The 17,426-nt window shown below is 68.0% G+C and carries 11 protein-coding genes; 9 read left to right on the forward strand and 2 right to left on the reverse strand.

What is annotated here, in order from left to right; translation table 11 throughout:
* The first annotated feature begins 94 nt into the window (after nt 1–94).
* Nucleotides 95–718: a DUF624 domain-containing protein gene (locus QF027_RS36055; RefSeq protein ID WP_307082624.1), complete on the forward strand. Its 624-nt coding sequence runs from the start codon at nt 95–97 to the stop codon at nt 716–718.
* Nucleotides 715–2,724 carry a beta-galactosidase gene (locus QF027_RS36060; RefSeq protein WP_307079316.1) on the forward strand — a complete coding sequence of 670 codons (2,010 nt, stop codon included), beginning with the start codon at nt 715–717 and terminating at the stop codon, nt 2,722–2,724. Before QF027_RS36055 ends, QF027_RS36060 begins: the two co-directional genes overlap by 4 nt.
* Nucleotides 2,725–2,891: 167 nt before the next feature.
* On the opposite strand, the gene QF027_RS36065 is transcribed toward QF027_RS36060, so the two are convergent.
* A complete protein-coding gene (locus QF027_RS36065; RefSeq protein WP_307079318.1) occupies nt 2,892–4,838 on the reverse strand; it encodes an alpha-glucuronidase in 1,947 nt (648 codons plus the stop codon).
* Nucleotides 4,839–4,858: 20 nt separating this feature from the next.
* Nucleotides 4,859–8,587: a GH92 family glycosyl hydrolase gene (locus QF027_RS36070; RefSeq protein WP_307082626.1), complete on the reverse strand. Its 3,729-nt coding sequence runs from the start codon at nt 8,585–8,587 to the stop codon at nt 4,859–4,861.
* Between the two features lie 408 nt (nt 8,588–8,995).
* On the opposite strand from QF027_RS36070, the gene ngcE reads away from it, so the two are divergent.
* The 7 genes from ngcE to QF027_RS36105 all read left to right on the forward strand — a co-directional run bounded on the left by ngcE (nt 8,996) and on the right by QF027_RS36105 (nt 17,338).
* A complete protein-coding gene (gene ngcE, locus QF027_RS36075) occupies nt 8,996–10,456 on the forward strand; it encodes an N-acetylglucosamine/diacetylchitobiose ABC transporter substrate-binding protein (RefSeq protein ID WP_306975205.1) in 1,461 nt (486 codons plus the stop codon).
* Nucleotides 10,457–10,472: 16 nt separating this feature from the next.
* Nucleotides 10,473–11,399 (forward strand): carbohydrate ABC transporter permease, encoded by a 927-nt coding sequence (locus QF027_RS36080; protein WP_306975203.1) that lies wholly within the window; start codon nt 10,473–10,475, stop codon nt 11,397–11,399.
* 4 nt (nt 11,400–11,403) lie between these two features.
* On the forward strand, nt 11,404–12,327 hold the full coding sequence (locus tag QF027_RS36085; RefSeq protein WP_306975201.1) for a carbohydrate ABC transporter permease: 924 nt from the start codon (nt 11,404–11,406) through the stop codon (nt 12,325–12,327).
* Between the two features lie 193 nt (nt 12,328–12,520).
* Complete coding sequence (locus QF027_RS36090; protein ID WP_307082628.1) at nt 12,521–13,720, forward strand: ROK family transcriptional regulator; 1,200 nt, start codon at nt 12,521–12,523, stop codon at nt 13,718–13,720.
* A 133-nt stretch (nt 13,721–13,853) separates the two neighbouring features.
* Nucleotides 13,854–14,945 carry a sugar ABC transporter substrate-binding protein gene (locus tag QF027_RS36095; RefSeq protein WP_306986498.1) on the forward strand — a complete coding sequence of 364 codons (1,092 nt, stop codon included), beginning with the start codon at nt 13,854–13,856 and terminating at the stop codon, nt 14,943–14,945.
* Nucleotides 14,946–15,218: 273 nt separating this feature from the next.
* Nucleotides 15,219–16,010 (forward strand): ATP-binding cassette domain-containing protein, encoded by a 792-nt coding sequence (locus QF027_RS36100; RefSeq protein ID WP_306975199.1) that lies wholly within the window; start codon nt 15,219–15,221, stop codon nt 16,008–16,010.
* Nucleotides 16,007–17,338, forward strand: coding sequence for a sugar ABC transporter permease (locus QF027_RS36105; RefSeq protein WP_306975197.1), 1,332 nt, complete (start codon nt 16,007–16,009; stop codon nt 17,336–17,338). Before QF027_RS36100 ends, QF027_RS36105 begins: the two co-directional genes overlap by 4 nt.
* Nucleotides 17,339–17,426 lie beyond the last annotated feature (88 nt).

The raw sequence follows: 17,426 nt of genomic DNA on the forward strand, positions 1-17,426 counted from the left end.
CGGGCCCGATGTCAGCCCATCTCCCGCCCCCCACCCCGCCGCCTCCGCCGCTCCCTCCTTCGGCACCGGCTCCCTCTCCCGCGCCGCCGCCCTCATCCACACCCTCGTCACCGTCGAGGCCCTGCTCCTCGTCGCCGCCTCCCCGGGCCTCGCGGGTCTGCTCCTGCTGAGCCCCGCCCCCGCCAACCTCCCCCTCGCCGCCGTATGCCTGCTGCCTCTCGGTCCAGCGACGGCCGCCGCCCTGTACGCCCTCCAGCACCGCGACCGCGACCTCACCGAGCTCCACCCCGCCCGTGCCTACTGGCGCGGCTGGCGCCTCAACGCCGTCCCCTCCCTGAAGCTGTGGACACCCCTGCTGGCCTGGCTCACGGTCATCGCCTTCACCCTGACCCACTTCACCGCCACCGGCCTGCCCGGCTGGTGGGCGGTGCTGCTCGCGGCGATCGGCCTCGGCTCGCTGCTCTGGGGCGCACACGCGCTGGTCCTCACCGCCCTGTTCGCCTTCCGGGCGAGGGACACCGCACGCCTCGCAGGACACTTCCTGTTCCGGCACCGCAGCGCCACTCTCGGCGCCGCCTCGCTGCTCGTCCTGACCGCCGCCGGGACCGCCGTACTGACCGAGGCCCTGCCCGCGCTGCTCGCCGCCCCGCTGCTGCTGTCCCTGCTGCACAGCAGCCGTCCGGTGATCGCCGAGACCCAGGAGGACTTCACCACATGAGCCCGTCGAGCTCCAAGATCCCGTACGGCGGCGACTACAACCCCGAGCAGTGGCCACAGGAGTTCTGGGACGCGGACCACCGACTGTTCACCCGGGCCGGCATCGACACCCTCACCGTGGGCGTCTTCTCCTGGTCGGTCACCCAACCCGCCGAGGACACCTACGACTTCACGGTCCTCGACCGTGTTCTCGACCGGGCGGCGGCCGAGGGCCGGCAGGTCTGTCTGGCCACGGGTACGGCAGCCCTGCCGCCCTGGCTGGCCAAGGCATACCCCGAGGTGAACCGCACCGACTTCGAGGGCCGCCGCCACCGCTACGGCCAGCGCCACAACTTCTGCCCCAGCTCACCGGCGTACCGCGCACGCGCCACCGCGATGGCGGCGCGGCTCGCCGAACGATACGCGGAGCACCCGGCGTTGCTCGCCTGGCACATCAACAACGAGTACGGCGGCGTCTGTTACTGCGACCTGTGCGCCGACGCCTTCCGGCACTGGCTGCGGAACAAGTACGTCACCCTCGACGCCCTCAACGACGCCTGGTGGACGACCTTCTGGTCGCACCGCTACACCTCCTTCGAGGAGATCGAGCCGCCCAACGCCCTCACCGAGCACTGGCGGGGCCCGGACCACACCGCCTTCCAGGGCATCACGCTCGACTACTTCCGCTTCACCACCGACGCCCTGCTCGGCTGCTTCCTCGCCGAGAAGGAGGTGATCCGCACCCATGATCCGGTCACCCCCGTCACGACCAACTTCATGGGCATGTTTCGCCCTCTCGACTACCACCGCTGGGCACCCCACCTCGACTTCGCGTCGTGGGACAGCTACCCGCCCCTGGACGCCCCGCCGACCAGGGCCGCCCTGGCCCACGACCTGATGCGCGGCCTCAAGGACGGAGCCCCCTTCTGGCTCATGGAGCAGACCCCGTCCACGACGGCCTGCCGTGACGTCAACCCCCTGCGCAGGCCCGGTGAGTTGCGCCTGACCACCTTCCAGGCGATCGCCCACGGCGCCGACGCGGCCCTCTACTTCCAGATGCGCGCCTCCCGCGGAGCCTGCGAGAAGTACCACGGGGCGGTCATCGGCCACGCGGGCCGCGACGACACCCGGGTGTTCCGTGAAGTGGCGGCGCTGGGCGTGGAGTTGGAGACGCTCGGCGACGCGACCCTCGGTGCCCGCACGCCCGCCCGCACCGCCCTGCTCTTCGACTGGGACAGCTGGTGGGCCCTGGAGATCTCCGACGGCCCCTCGCGGCTGGTGAAGTACCAGGAGGTGGTCCACGCCTACTACCGGGCCGCCCGTGAGGCCGGCGCCGACGTGGACGTCGTCCCGCACACCGCCGACCTCACCCCGTACGACGTGGTCCTCGCCCCCGTCCTGCACATGGTCAAGGGCGACCTCGCCGCCCGCCTCGAAGCGGTGGCGGAGCGCGGCGGCACGGTCCTGGCCACCTTCCTCTCCGGCCGCGTCGACGAACACGACCGTGCCTTCCTCACCGACGTCCCCGGCCCCCTCGCCCCGCTCATGGGCATCCGGATCGACGAATGGGACTCCCGCCAGGCGGAGTTCGCCCAGCCCATCCCCCAGCTCGCCTCAGCAGGACGGCTCGTCTTCGAGATCGTGCAGCCCCGGGGTGCCGAGACGGTCGCCACCTACGGCTCCGACTTCTACGCGGGGACCCCCGCCGTCACCCGCAACGCCTACGGGCGGGGCGAGGGCTGGTACGTCGCCACCGCCCTCGACCAGCCGGGCGTCGACCAGGTGGTCCGCCGCGTCCTGTCCCGCCACGACCTGATCGGCCCCTACGCCGACCACGAGGGCCTGGAGACGGCCGCCCGGGTCGCCCCCGGCGGAGCCCGCCTGCTGTTCCTCCTCAACCATGCGGCGCAGCCGGCCGGGCTGACGGCCCACACCACCGCGACCGACCTGCTCAGCGGCAAGAAGGTGGAGGCGGGCGACCCTCTCACCCTCGACCCGCTGGGCGTCGCCGTACTCCGTGCTCATTGAAGTGCTCTCCCTCATGAACGAGGGAGATTCCTGCCTGCCTTACGGTGGCGGGAGCGCCCCATGTGACCTGGCTGAGGCCAACAGCACAGATCCGTGCCCCAGCCGAAGCCAGAGCAGTATCGAGACGCGCTTCACTTCCCCCGTGAACGGGGGAGCACTGCGCAAGATCACAGGTAGATCGTCCGCCCCAGCTCATCCGCCACCCCCGACTTCCGGAAGAAGTAGCTGTTGACCTGATCGCGCCACTCGCGGGCGCTGCGGAGTTGCTCCTCGAACCGCTCCGCCACCCGTGCGTGGCGCGCCGGGTCCACGAGGTCCACCAGCGAGGCCCACCGCTCCCGGGCTGCCTCGACCTCCGCCACGCCCTCGAAGTGTGTGTCGTAGATGTGCTGGATCACCGTCTTGCCGCTGTGCAGCATGTGCCTGTACGACACGTGGTGGAAGAACAACAGCAGCTCGTCGGGGCACGAGAGAGACGATTCGTACACGTCGGCCCAGGGCTTCGCGTACTGCCCCGCGTACCCGGTCCCGCTCGCCACGCTCCGGTCGACACCGACGCCGTCGCGGTCGGCGAAGTGATAGGTGCCCCAGGGGCTGTACTCGTAGCCGTCCACACTCGGCCCGTAGTGGTGCCCCGGCTGGACCATGAACCCCACACCGAGGGGAGCGGTGTACTTCTCGTACGTCCGCCATGAGCCGTCCAGAATCGAGCGCACGCCCGCCGCGAGTGCAGGCCCGGACCCGAAGGTGAGCCGGATCCACTCGTCGAGGACCTGGTGCGGGTCGGCGTCCGGATCCCAGGCGAGCCGGCCGAAGGTGTACAGGTTCGCCTGAGCCAGCGGATGACCCGTCCAGAACGGGTCGTCCCCGACGTTCGCCACGGCGACGAGCCCGCCACGCGCCAGCGCGCCCACCGAGGACTTCCCGTCGATCCCGAACCGCAGCACCTCGCTCCACATCGGCCCCAGCCAGCACACATGCCGCTGCTGCCCGGTGTACTCCTGCGTCGCCTGCAACTCCACGGCCAGCCGGGTGCCGGGCATCGCCCCGATCAGCGGGGAGACCGGCTCCCGCACCTGGAAGTCCATCGGCCCGTGCTTGACCTGGAGGACGGCGTTGTCGGCGAACTCCCCGTCCAGCGGCACGAAATGGTCGTACGCGGCCCGTGCCCGGTCCGTCGAGCGGTCCCGCCAGTCCTGGTGGTGGTTGTAGACGAAGGCCCGCCAGTGGACCGTGCCGCCGTGCGGCGCGAGCGCGGCGGCGAGCATGTTCGCGCCGTCCGCGTGACTGCGCCCGTACGCGAACGGGCCCGGCTGTCCCTCGGAGTCGGCCTTCACCACGAACCCGCCGAAGTCGGGGATCGCCGCGTACACCCGGGCGGTCGCCTCGGCCCACCACGCCCGCACCGACTCGTCCAGCGGATCCGCGCTCGGCGGCCCGCCCAGCACGACCGGCGCGGCGAACGTGACCGACAGATGCGTCCGGATGCCGTACGGCCGCAACGCGCCCGCGATGTCGGCCACCTCACCGATCCGGTCGGTCAGCAGCCGAGCCTCGGTCGCGTGCACGTTGACGTTGTTGACGGCCACGGCGTTGATCCCGCAGGCCGCCAGCAGCCTGCCGTAGGCCCGCACCCGCTCCAGGTCCCCACGCGCCCGCCCGTCCTCCCAGAACAGTGACCCGCCGGCGTACCCGCGCTCCACCTGCCCCATGACCGGATGCACGGCCACGTTGTCCCAGTGATCGAGCATCCGCAGCGCCGACTCGGGTCGATGCGACGTGCGTCGAGCATCACCGAGGAACGCCGTCTCCCCGAGCCGTACGACATGGAAGAACCCGTACAGCAGTCCGCGCGCGCCGGACGCGGTGACGGTCGTACACCCGTCACCCCGCTCGTACACGAACCCCTCGGAGCCGTCGTCACCGTCCAGCTCCAACACCAGGTCGTACGAACCGGATTCACGCGAGACGCTCCCCCCGAACCGCTCGCATGCCTCGGCCACCTCCCCGTGGACCGTGTCCACCAGTGGACCCGAGCCACGGATCAGGGTCCGCCGGGTGCCGATCGGCCGGAACGCCCCGTCCGGCAGCCAGGCCGGATCGACACCCTGCATGAGACCCCCAACGCTGCTGCTCAGGCGAGCAGTTCGACTTCCGACAGGACCGCCTCGCCGTCGAGCACCAGACGGTACGTCCCGTACGTACCCGGAGACCTCACGGTGAACGCCCGTGTCTGCCGGTCCCATGCGAAGGACTCCCCGGACCGCCGGTCCAGGGTCTTCCACCTGGTCCCGTCGTCCGAGCCCTGGAGGGTCCATCCGCTCGGCGCCTTCGTGTGGTCCGAGGACGACGTCACCGTGTACTGGACGCCCTTGACCTTCTTGGACACCGGCAGATCCACCGAGGTCACGGCCGAGTCCGTCGCCGAGGTGTTGTCGAACAACGGCCCGTCACCGACGAGCACGTCCGCACGCGGCGTGGGCACCTCGTCGTCCTGGGTGATCGACGCCGGAGCCGCGTTCTTCCCCGTGCCCCACTTCGACGGACGGGGACCCATGTCGAAGTCCAGGACACCACCGCGGGCCAGCAGGGAGTGCGGCAGTGAAGTCGACTGCCACGCACGGCCGTTGACCCTCAGCCCCTGCACATACACGTTCCGTGCGCTGTTCTTGGGCGCCCTGACCACCAGGTCCCGCCCGTTCTCCAGATGGACCGTCGCCTTGGTGAACAGCGGTGAGCCGACCGCGTATTCGCCGCTGCCCATCACCAACGGGTAGAAGCCCAGCGCCGAGAACAGATACCAGGCCGACTGCTCGCCGTTGTCCTCGTCACCGTGATAGCCCTGACCGATCTCGCTGCCGACGTACAAGCGGGACAGCACCTCACGGACATTGCGCTGCGTCTTCCACGGCTGACCGGCCGCGTCGTACATGTAGGTGACGTGGTGGGCGACCTGGTTGGAGTGCCCGTACATGCCCATCCGCACGTCCCGCGCCTCCGTCATCTCGTGGATGACCCCGCCGTAGGAGCCGACGAAGTCCGGCGAGGCCGTCTCGGGCGTCGCGAAGTACTCGTCCAGCTTCTCCGCGAGCCCGGAGCGGCCGCCGTACAGGTTGGCGAGGCCCCGGCTGTCCTGCGGGGCGGTGAAGGCGTAGCCCCAGCCGTTGGTCTCGGTGTAGTCGTAGCCCCACACCCGTGGGTCGTAACCCGACGACTCCACACGCCATTTGCCGTCGGCGTCCCGGCCCTGGAAGAAGCCCGCCCTCGCGTCGAAGAGGTTCACATAGTCGCGGGCCCGGTTGAGGAAGTACTCCGACTCCTCCTTGTAGCGCTTCTCGCCGGTCCTCGCGTAGAGCGCCTGGCCCATCCGCGCGATGCCGTAGTCGTTGAGGTAGCCCTCCAGCGCCCAGGACAGGCCCTCGTGGGTGTCGGTGCTGGTGTAGCCGAGGAAGGGCGAGGTCTCCATGCCCTTGCGGCCCACGCCGGACGACGGCGGCACGACGGTCGCGTTCTTCAGGGCCGCGTCGTACGCCGACTCCGCGTCGAAGTCGACGCCCTTGACGTACGCGTCCGCGAAGGCGACGTCCGACGAGGTGCCGGTCATCAGGTCCGCGTACCCGGGGGAGGACCAGCGCGAGGTCCAGCCGCCGTCCTTGTACTGCTGGACGAACCCGTCGACCATCTCGCCGGCCTGAGAGGGCGTCAGAAGCGAGTACGCCGGCCACGTCGTCCGATAGGTGTCCCAGAAACCGTTGTTGACGTACACCTTGCCGTCCACGATCTTCGCCCCGGTGTGCGTCGGGGTGTCGGGGCCCGGCATCGGGGAGAAGGGCGAGGCGTACTGGTACCTCGAACCGACCTTCTCGAAGCCCGAGTTGGGGTACAGGTACAGCCGGTACAGGCTGGAGTACAGCGTGGACAGCTGGTCCTGCGTGGCACCTTCCACCTCGACCTTGCCCAGCAGCCGGTCCCACTGCCGCTGGGCCCGGTCCCGGACCGTCTCGAAGGACGTGCCGTCCGGGATCTCCTGGCGCAGGTTGTCCTTCGCCTGGTCGAGGCTGATGAGCGAGGTCGCGAGCCGCAGCGTGACCGTCCGGTCCGAACCGGCGTCGAAGCGCAGATAGCCCTTGACCCCGGCGGCGGAACCGTCCTGCACCGGCTTGTCGAAGACGCCGTACACGAAGAGCCGGGTCGCCCCGGTGGACAGACCGGACTTCACGTCCGAGTACCCCGTGATCACCCCGGCGTCCTTGTCGAGCGTCAGCCCCGCCTGGTCCGTCACGTTGTCGAAGAGCACGCTCGCGTCGTCGCCCGGGTAGGTGAAGCGCAGGGCCGCCGCGTGGTCGGTCGGCGTCATCTCCGCCTTCAGCCCGTTCGCGAACCGCACCCCGTAGTAGTACGGCCGCGCGGTCTCGTTCTCGTGCCGGAACGCCAGCTCCCGCGCCTCACGGCCGGTGTCCGGAGTGCCCGAGGCGGCCGACGGCATCACCTGGAAGGTCTGCCGGTCGCCCATCCACGGACTCGGCTCATGGCTCGCGCTGAACGCCTGGACCGTCGGCAGGTTGTCCGCATTGTTCGCGCGGGCGTAGTCGTAGAGCCAGCTCAGCGAGGACGCGTTGGTCACCGGCGTCCAGAAGTTGAAACCGTGCGGCACGGCCGTAGCCGGGAAGTCGTTGCCGCGCGAGAAGCCGCCGCTGGAGTTGGTGCCGCGGGTGGTGAGCGCGTAGTCCGACAGATGCGCCTTCGGCCTCTCCGGCGCGGCCCGCTCCAGCGTCACGTCGTCCAGCCAGCCCCGGAACCTCGCCGGCCCGCTCGGGGAGTCGTACGCGACGAGGATCCGGTCGACGGTCTTCCCGGCCGCGACCGACCCGATCCGCGAGACCACGTTGTTCCACTGGTTGACGTAGAGCACCTTGGCAGCGCCCTGCCCCTGGGGCGACAGCGCGAATCCGTGCTGGTCACGCGCCCCGAGATCGCTCAGGAAGGTGCCATCGGTGAAGGCCAGGTCCACGGAGACGTTCGTCGCGTCGTAGTCCCGGTCGCCGTCCGCCATCGACGGGAAGATCCGGTACGACAGCCGGGTCAGCGGATCCACCGCCACGTCCACGTCGAAGACCTTGTTGGACGAGTACGCCCGCCCGTCCGCGGTGTGCCGTCCGGCGTAACGCAGGGCCCTCTTTCCGGTGAATCCGGCGCCCGCCTTCGCGGTGGGCGACCCGCTCGGACCGCGATCGACCAGCGAGAGCATGTCCGACGGCACCGGCCCCTCGCCGCCGCCCGTGGACAACTGCACATCGGCCAGCTGGAGGATGCCGGAGGCGCCGTTGTTCTTCGTGATCTCGAGCCGGAAGTGCTGGTATTCGGCCGGATCCGCGATGTCGTACGACTTTGTCCGGAACCGTTCGTCGAACGATTCGCCGGAGCGGGTGTCGAGGGTCTTCCAGTCCTTGCCGTCCGTCGAGCCCTTCAGCGTCCAGTCCCTGGGATCACGCTCGGCAAAGTCATTGGCCGAGGTCAGCGCATAGGTGACGACCTTGAGCGGCTCGGCCAGGTCGAACTCGGCCCAGCCGGTGGACTCGAAGGCCAGCCACTTGGTACCGGGCTCGCCGTCGACGAGGTTCTCCTTCACCTCGCCGCCGCCGGGGTTCTCGGCGCTCGCCCGGACGTCCGTGACCTGGTCGGTGACATTGCCCGGGATGCCGGTGCTGTAGCCGCCGTCGACGCCGGAAGCCCGGTCGCCGTCGACGCTGCTGGTCCAGTCGGGTGCCGGTTCGCCGGCCTCGAAGGAGGAGGTGAATCCCCGGTCCGCCGGGGCCGGGGCCTCGGGCAGGGCGACCGCCGCGCCCTGCGAGCCCACGGTCACGCAAAAGGCGGCCGTGATCACGACCGCCGTACTACGTCTGAGCCGAGTTCTGTACCGAGCCATCGGCGAGTACCCTCCCTGCACAAGGACGGACAACGTTGTCACACAATCCGTGCAAGGATCAGTAGTGGCCCAAGTGGACAGGGATGTCAAGGGGGTTGGCTGTGGCATTCGGGGCGTATGTCGCGGATTTTTCCGGCAAGCTTCGCACAGGGCGCTCATATTTCCGCGAGGTCTCAACTAGAGAACACCCGAGGCCAACATTGCGTTCGATCTTGCTCCGCCGACCGGAAGTGGACTATACCTGTCGGCGATTCACCCCTCTTGTACGAACCTGCTTGACCTGACCGCGGTGCCGGGGAGGATCCGGTTCACCGCCTGAGTCCTGGAGAAGGCGAGGACTTGAGCATGGGATCCACTTCCGCCGAGAACAGCAACAACGGCAGCGCGGGTGTAGGCCGCCGCGATCTGATCAAGCGGTCGGCCGCACTCGGTCTGATCTCCGTCCCGACGATGAGTTTTCTGTCCGCGTGCGCCAGCAGTGGCGGCGACGACAGCGGTGACAAGGCCAAGGCGGGCAAGAAGACCGCCAAGAACCCCCTGGCCGTCAACGACACCGCGCAGATGGAGTTCGTCCTGTTCGACGGCGGCTTCGGCAAGGAGTACGCCGAGGACGCCGTGAAGATCTACGAGACGAACTTCCCCAAGGCCAAGGTGAAGTTCTCCGCCACCCAGAAGATCCAGTCCACGCTCCAGCCCCGCTTCAACCAGGGCACCCCGCCGGACCTCATCGACAACTCCGGCGCCGAGCAGATGGACATGGGCGTCCTGGTCGGCAAGAACCAGCTCGCCGACCTCACCCCGCTCCTGGACGCCCCGTCCTACGACGACCCGAACAAGAAGGTCCGCGACACCCTGCGCCCCGGCATCGTCGAGATGGGCCAGTTCGACGGCGACCCGGTGTGGATCATGTACTACGCCTACACGGTCTACGGCGTCTGGTACTCCCAGAAGGCCCTCGACTCGCTCGACGAGCAGTACCCGGAGACCTGGGACCAGATGCTCGCGGTGTGCGAGAAGGCCAAGAAGAAGGGCATGGCGGGCTGGACGTACGCGGGCAAGTACCCGTACTACATCCCCTTTTCGCTCTACCCGATGATCGCCAAGGTCGGCGGTGTCGAGGTCCTCGACGCCATCGACAACCTGGAGCCGAACGCCTGGAAGAACCCGGCGGTCAAGGCGTGTTTCGACGCCTACTACGAGCTCTACAAGAAGGGCTACGTCCTCAAGGGCACCCCCGGCCTCGACCACATCCAGTCGCAGACCGCCTGGGCCCAGGGCAAGGCGCTGTTCATCCCGAACGGCTCCTGGGTGGAGAACGAGTCGGCCAACGTCATCCCCAAGGACTTCGACCTCGCGGTCTCCGCGCCCACCGGCATCGACTCCTCCGACAAGATGCCCTTCGGCACCATCTGGGCCTCCGGCGGTGAACCCTTCATCGTCCCGGCCAAGGCGAAGAACACCGCGGGCGGCATGGAGCAGCTGCGCATCATGCTCAGCGAGGCGTCCTCGAAGAACTTCACGTCCAAGGTCAAGTCCCTGACCGCCTACAACGGCGGCACCGACGGCATCACCCTCACCCCGGGCCTGAAGTCCGGTGTGGCCGCGCTGGAGAAGGCCGGCGACAACGTGGTGAACCCGCGTCTGCAGGACTGGTACGTCCAGCTCCAGAAGGAGCAGATCGGTGTGGCGGGCCTCGGCGAGATGATGGCAGGACGGCTCACTCCGGCGGAGGCCATCAAGAAGATCCAGGGCTTCGCCGACGCGGCCGCGAAGGACTCGTCGATCAAGCACTACAAGCACCAGTAACGGCAACGGAGCGGCGATGCAGCACGGCAAGTACCGGTTCATCGTGGGGTTTCTGGCGCTGCCCCTGGGACTGTACGCGCTATTCGTGGTCTGGCCGTTCATCCAGTCCATCTACTACTCGTTCACGGACTGGACCGGCCTGAGCCCCGAATTCAAGATGGTCGGCCTGGACAATTACCGGAGGATGCTGGACGACGAGATCTTCTGGAAGTCCTTGCAGCACAGCTTGATCTTCGCGCTCGTGCTGCCGCTGGTGACGATCAGCCTGGCGTTGTTCTTCTCCTTCATGATCAATGTCGGCGGACGGAAGAGAAGGGGAGGCCCGGTCGTCACCGGTGTCCGGGGCTCCTCCTTCTACAAGATCGTGTATTTCTTCCCGCAGGTCCTCTCGATCGCGATCGTCGCCCTGTTGTTCGCCTTCGCGTACAACCCGGACAGCGGTGCCATCAACTCGATCCTGCGCGGAATCGGGCTCGGCAGCGTCCAGCCTTTGTGGCTGGGCGACCCGAGCCTCGCCCTGTGGGCCGTGATGGCGGTCCTCGTGTGGTCCACGGTCGGCTTCTTCGTGGTCCTGTTCAGCGCCGGTATGGCCTCCATCCCGGCGGACCTGTACGAGGCCGCGCTGCTCGACGGGGCGGGGCGGGCCAGCACGTTCTTCCGGATCACCCTGCCGCTGCTGTGGGACACCGTGCAGTCCGGCTGGGTCTACATGGGCATCCTGGCTCTCGGCGCCGAGTCGTTCGCGGTCGTACAGATCATGACGACCGGGCCCGGCGGCCCCGACTACTCGACCACCGTCATGGTCCTGTACGTGTACCAGAAGGCGTTCCGTGACGGGCAGGCCGCCTATGCCACCACCATCGGCGTCGCCCTGCTCGTCGTCACGCTGGCGTTCGCCGCGCTGGTGATGCGGCTGGGCCGGCGCGAGCGGCTGGAGTACTGATCCGATGAAGACGACCGACACCCCTGCCCCCGTACCGGCCGAGTCCGGTACTCCCGTCGCCAAGACCGACACCCGAGGCGGCCCGGCCCGGAAGGAGAAGAAGGAGGGCGGCGTCCTCAACGTCTTCTCGCACGGAATGCTCATCCTGTGGGCGTTCATGGTCGTGATGCCGCTGCTGTGGGCGGTGATGACGTCCTTCAAGGACGACAGCTCTATCTTCAACTCGCCCTGGGCGCTGCCGGACAAGCTGCACTTCGACAACTGGTCGCGCGCCTGGACCGACGCCAACATGAGCGACTACTTCCTCAACACCATTCTGGTGGTGGCGGGTTCGCTCATCGGCACCCTGGTGCTCGGCTCGATGGCGGCGTACGTGCTGGCCCGGTTCGACTTCCCGGGCAACCGTTTCATCTACTTCCTGTTCATCGGCGGCATGAGCTTCCCGATCATGCTGGCGCTGGTCCCGCTGTTCTACGTCGTGAACAACATGGGCCTGCTGAACACGATCCACGGTCTGATCCTGGTCTACATCGCCTACTCACTGCCGTTCACGGTCTTCTTCCTGACCGCGTTCTTCCGCACCCTGCCGACCTCGGTGGCGGAAGCGGCCTTCGTGGACGGGGCCTCGCACTCCAGGACGTTCTTCCAGATCATGCTGCCGATGGCCAAGCCGGGCCTGATCAGCGTGGGGATCTTCAACTTCCTGGGCCAGTGGAACCAGTACATGCTGCCGACGGTGCTCAACACCGACCCGGACAAACGGGTGCTGACCCAGGGGCTGGTCCAACTCGCGGCCAGCCAGGGCTACAAGGGCGACTGGTCGGGCCTGTTCGCCGGTCTGGTGATGGCGATGATCCCGGTCCTCGTGGCCTACATCATCTTCCAGCGACAGGTGGTGGCCGGACTGACGGCGGGCGCCCTGAAGTAGAGCTCGGCCGCCCGCACGGGCGTCACCCCTTCAAGATCCGGATCTTGAACGGGCGGCGCCCCTTCGGCATGGGCAAGAACGCGGATACTGTTCAACCTCTTGACGGGAGGCGACCCTAACGGCTCAGCTTAGAGTTCACTAGTTGGACATAGACGGGGCCTCATCGCTGCGGTCCCGCGCGCAGGAGGTCGTCGTGGAGACTCCGGGGTCGCAGTCGTCACTGCACCGAGCCAACCTGGAGCGGGTCGTACGTGCCGTCCGGCTGGCCGGGTCGCTCACGCAGGCGGAGATCGCACGCACCACGGGACTGTCCGCCGCGACCGTCTCCAACATCGTCCGCGAGCTCAAGGAAGGCGGAACCGTCGAGGTCACGCCCACCTCGGCGGGTGGCAGGCGGGCCCGCGCGGTCTCCCTGAGCGGGGACGCCGGCATCGTCATAGGGGTGGACTTCGGGCACACCCATCTGCGCGTCGCGATCGGGAACCTCGCCCATCAGGTGCTGGCCGAGGAGTCCGAGCCGCTGGACGTGGACGCCTCCTCCACCCAGGGCTTCGACCGGGCGGAACAGCTGGTCAACCGGCTGATCGAGGCGACCGGCGTGGACCGCTCGAAGATCGCCGGGGTGGGCCTCGGCGTGCCCGGCCCCATCGACCTGGAGTCCGGCTCCCTGGGCTCCTCCGCCATCCTGCCGGGCTGGATCGGCACCAAGCCCGCCGAGGAGCTCCAGGCGCGCCTGGGCGTGCCCGTGCACGTGGACAACGACGCCAACCTGGGCGCCCTGGGTGAGCTGGTCTGGGGCAGTGGCCGGGGGGTGCGGGACCTGGCGTACATCAAGGTCGCGAGCGGTGTGGGCGCCGGACTGGTCATCAGCGGCAAGATCTACCGGGGCCCGGGTGGCACAGCGGGAGAAATCGGGCATATTACTCTTGATGAGTCCGGCCCCGTCTGCCGTTGCGGCAACCGCGGCTGTCTGGAGACCTTCGCGGCCGCGCGCTATGTGCTCCCGCTCCTCCAGTCCAGCCACGGCACCGATCTCACCATGGAAGGCGTTGTTCGACTCGCACGGGACGGAGACCCTGGCTGCCGTCGGGTGATCGCCGACGTCGGCCGACACATCGGCAGTGGAGTCGCCAATCTCTGCAACTTGCTGAACCCGAGCCGAGTCGTCCTGGGCGGTGATCTCGCCGAGGCCGGTGAGCTGGTGCTCGGGCCGATCAGGGAGTCTGTCGGCCGCTATGCGATCCCCAGTGCGGCACGCCAACTGAGCGTGCTTCCCGGGGCACTTGGGGGTCGTGCGGAGGTGCTCGGAGCACTCGCCCTCGCACTCAGCGAGATGGGTGATTCGACCCTTTTGGACAGCACGCTGCACGCAGCGACACCTGCCTTCACTTAGAGAACGCAGGACGCCGTTGCCATCTCGTTAAGTATTTACTTCTTGACGTCGCACGTGCGGCCGAGTTGACTTCCAGCCACCTCGGCCGCAACGACGCGGCCTCGTCAGGGAGGTTTCAAAAGTGAACACGCTCATGCGTCGTGTGGCCGTATCCGTCGCGATCTCGGCGCTCGCCGTCTCGGCCGCCGCCTGTGGCAAGGCCGGCGACGACGACAACGGCAGCGACAGCAGCAGCTCGGGCTCGGGCGGCAAGTCGATCGGCCTGCTCCTGCCCGACAACGTCACGGCGCGGTACGAGAAGTTCGACAAGCCGTACTTCGAGGCCAAGGTCAAGGAGCTGTGCAGCGACTGCACCGTCTCCTACGCCAACGCCGCCGCCGACCCGGGCAAGCAGGCCCAGCAGATGAGCAGCATGGTCACCAAGGGTGTCAAGGTGATCGTGGTCTCGGCGCAGGACTCCGCCGCCATCAAGTCCTCCATCGCCTCCGCGGTGAGCAAGGGCGTCAAGGTCGTCGCGTACGACCGTCTGGCCCAGGGCCCGGTCTCCGCGTACGTCTCCTTCGACAACGTCAAGGTCGGCGAGCTCCAGGGTCAGGCCCTGCTCGACGCGCTCGGCTCCAAGGCGACCGCGAAGTCCAAGGTCGTCATGATCAACGGTGACGACGCCGACCCGAACGCCGGCCAGTTCAAGGAGGGCGCCCACAAGGTCCTCGACGGCAAGGTCGACATCGCCTACGAGCAGTCCGGCCTGTGGAAGGACACCGTCGCCGCGCAGAAGATGTCCGCGGCCATCACCCAACTGGGCGCCAAGAACATCGCGGGCGTCTACGCCGCCAACGATGGCATGGCCGGTGGTATCGCCAACACCCTCAAGGGTGCGGGCATCAGCACCATCCCGCTGACCGGTCAGGACGCCGAGCTCGCGGCCATCCAGCGGATCGTCGCCGGCACCCAGTCCTCCACGGTCTACAAGGCCTACAAGCCGGAGGCCGACACCGCCGCCGAGCTCGCGGTCAACCTGCTCCAGGGCAAGGACATCAAGTCCCTGGCCGACACCGAGGTCACCAGCGGCTCCGGTGACAAGGTCCAGGCCAAGCTGCTGACGCCGGTCTCGGTGACCGTCAAGAACATCAAGGACACGGTCGTCAAGGACGGTCTGTACACCGTCGCCGACATCTGCACCGCGAACTACGCCGCCGCGTGCAAGAAGGCCGGCCTTCAGTAAGAGCCGCTGAGCCCCGGGGCGAGTCCTTCGAGGACCCGCCCCGACTGGCAGGCACAGAGCCTGTCCGGCGCCCGCACCGCCTTCATACCCCGCTGCGGGGCGGGCGCCGGACGGAAGCATCGCGGACGCAGCCGTTGCCAAGAGGCATCGGCCGCGCGCATGTTCGACTTGTAAATCCGTGCTGACAGCACAACTCGTAAGTAAGTGCTAAAAGCACACCCCCTCCGCGCCTACCCCAAGCGCGGCATCCCCGCCGGTCAGGCGGCGAAGGAGATGGTTAACGTGTCCGCTACGCCCGTGCTGGCGTTGCGCGGAGTCTCCAAGCGATTCGGTGCGGTGCAGGCCCTCACCGATGTCGAACTGGAGGTCCACGCCGGTGAAGTGGTCGCCCTCGTCGGCGACAACGGCGCTGGAAAGTCCACGCTGGTCAAGACGATCGCCGGTGTGCATCCCATCGATGAAGGCGTCATCGAGTGGGACGGCAGCCCGGTCAGCATCAACAAGCCGCACGACGCCCAGGGACTCGGCGTCGCGACGGTCTACCAGGACCTCGCGCTGTGCGACAACCTCGACGTGGTGGGCAACCTCTACCTCGGACGAGAGCTGCTGCGCCGCGGCATCATCGACGAGGTCTCGATGGAGCAGAAGGCCCGCGAGCTGCTGAGCACGCTCTCCATCCGCATCCCGAGTGTGCGCATCCCGATCGCGAGCCTCTCCGGCGGTCAGCGCCAGGTCGTCGCCATCGCGCGCGCCCTGATCGGCGACCCCAAGGTCGTGATCCTGGACGAGCCCACCGCCGCCCTCGGTGTCGAGCAGACCGCACAGGTCCTCGACCTCGTCGAGCGGCTGCGCGAGCGCAACCTCGGCGTCATCCTCATCAGCCACAACATGGCCGACGTGAAGGCTGTCGCCGACACCGTCGCCGTGCTGCGGCTGGGCAGGAACAACGGTTCCTTCTCGGTGAAGGACACCAGTCAGGAAGAGATCATCTCCGCGATCACGGGTGCCACGGACAACGCCGTGACCCGTCGTGCGGGGCGTCGCAGCACGGAGGCCGCGAAGTGAGCGACACATCCAAGGTTTCCAAGGCGGACGCCGGGACGAAGGGGCAGGCACAGCAGTCGACGGTTGCCCCCTCCGACGATCCCACCGCCGCGCCGGTCTCGGTGGTCGACCCCCGGCTGCTGGTCCGCGAAGAGGGCCTCAAGGGCTACTGGACCGAGTTCACGCGCAAGGTCAAGGGCGGTGAGCTGGGCTCGCTGCCGGTCGTGATCGGACTGATCGTCATCTGGACGATCTTCCAGCTGCAGAACGACCGCTTCCTGAGCGCCGACAACCTCTCGAACATCAGCTACTACCTCTCGGCCACCGGCATGCTCGCCATCGGCCTGGTGTTCGTCCTGCTGCTCGGCGAGATCGACCTGTCGGTCGGTTCGGTCAGCGGTCTGGCGTCGACCCTGTTCGCGGTGTACGTCGTGCAACACGGCATGAACGCCTGGCTGGCGCTGGTCCTGGCGGTCCTCACCGGTATCGCCGTCGGTGCGCTGCAGGGCTGGTTCTTCGCCAAGATCGGGGTACCGGCGTTCGTCGTCACCCTGGCCGGCTTCCTCGGCTGGAACGGCCTGATGCTGTGGCTGCTGGGCTCCAGCGGCACCATCAACATCCCGTCCGACTCGGGTCCGGTCCACCTGCTCGGCCAGAACTCGTTCTTCATGGACCAGGCCATCATCGGCGCGTACCTGCTGGCCGGTCTCGGTGTCGTACTGACCCTGGTCGGCAACTTCGGCGAGCAGCGGCGCCGCAAGGCCGCGGGCGTGCCCTTCCGGCCGACCGGCGAGATCCTGGTGCGCGTCGGCGCGCTCGCGGTGGCGTCCTTCCTGACGGCGGCCGTGCTGAACGACGCCGCGGGTGTCTCCAACGCCCTGGTGATCTTCCTGGCGGCGCTGGTGATCGTGGACTTCGTGCTGCGTCGTACCACGTACGGCCGCAAGGTCTTCGCGGTCGGCGGCGGCATCGAGGCGGCCCGTCGTGCCGGTATCAGCGTGCCCATGATCCGGATCACCGTCTTCGCCATCTCCGGCGGGTTCGCGGCCATCGGCGGTATGTTCTTCGCCGGTCAGACCGCCAGCGCGACGCTGAGCGCCGGCGGCGGCAACACGCTGATGCTCGCCATCGCGGCGGCCGTCATCGGTGGTACGTCGCTGTTCGGTGGGCGTGGCTCGGTGTGGTCGGCGCTGCTCGGCATGCTGGTGATCCAGTCGATCCAGACGGGTCTGGACCTGCTGAACATGAACCAGTCGATCCAGTACATGATCACCGGTGGTGTTCTGCTGGGAGCGGTCGTCATCGACTCGGTGTCTCGAAAGTCTCAGAAGGCGGCCGGTCGCGGATAGCGCCTGATCGCGCCCCTTCGGGTCGATCCCCTTGCCCGGCACCCACAAGGTGCCGGGCAAGATTGTTCTCGCAGAACATTAGACTCGA

Origin of the sequence: Streptomyces canus, from assembly GCF_030816965.1 — a bacterium.
Lineage (GTDB): Bacteria > Actinomycetota > Actinomycetes > Streptomycetales > Streptomycetaceae > Streptomyces > Streptomyces canus_E.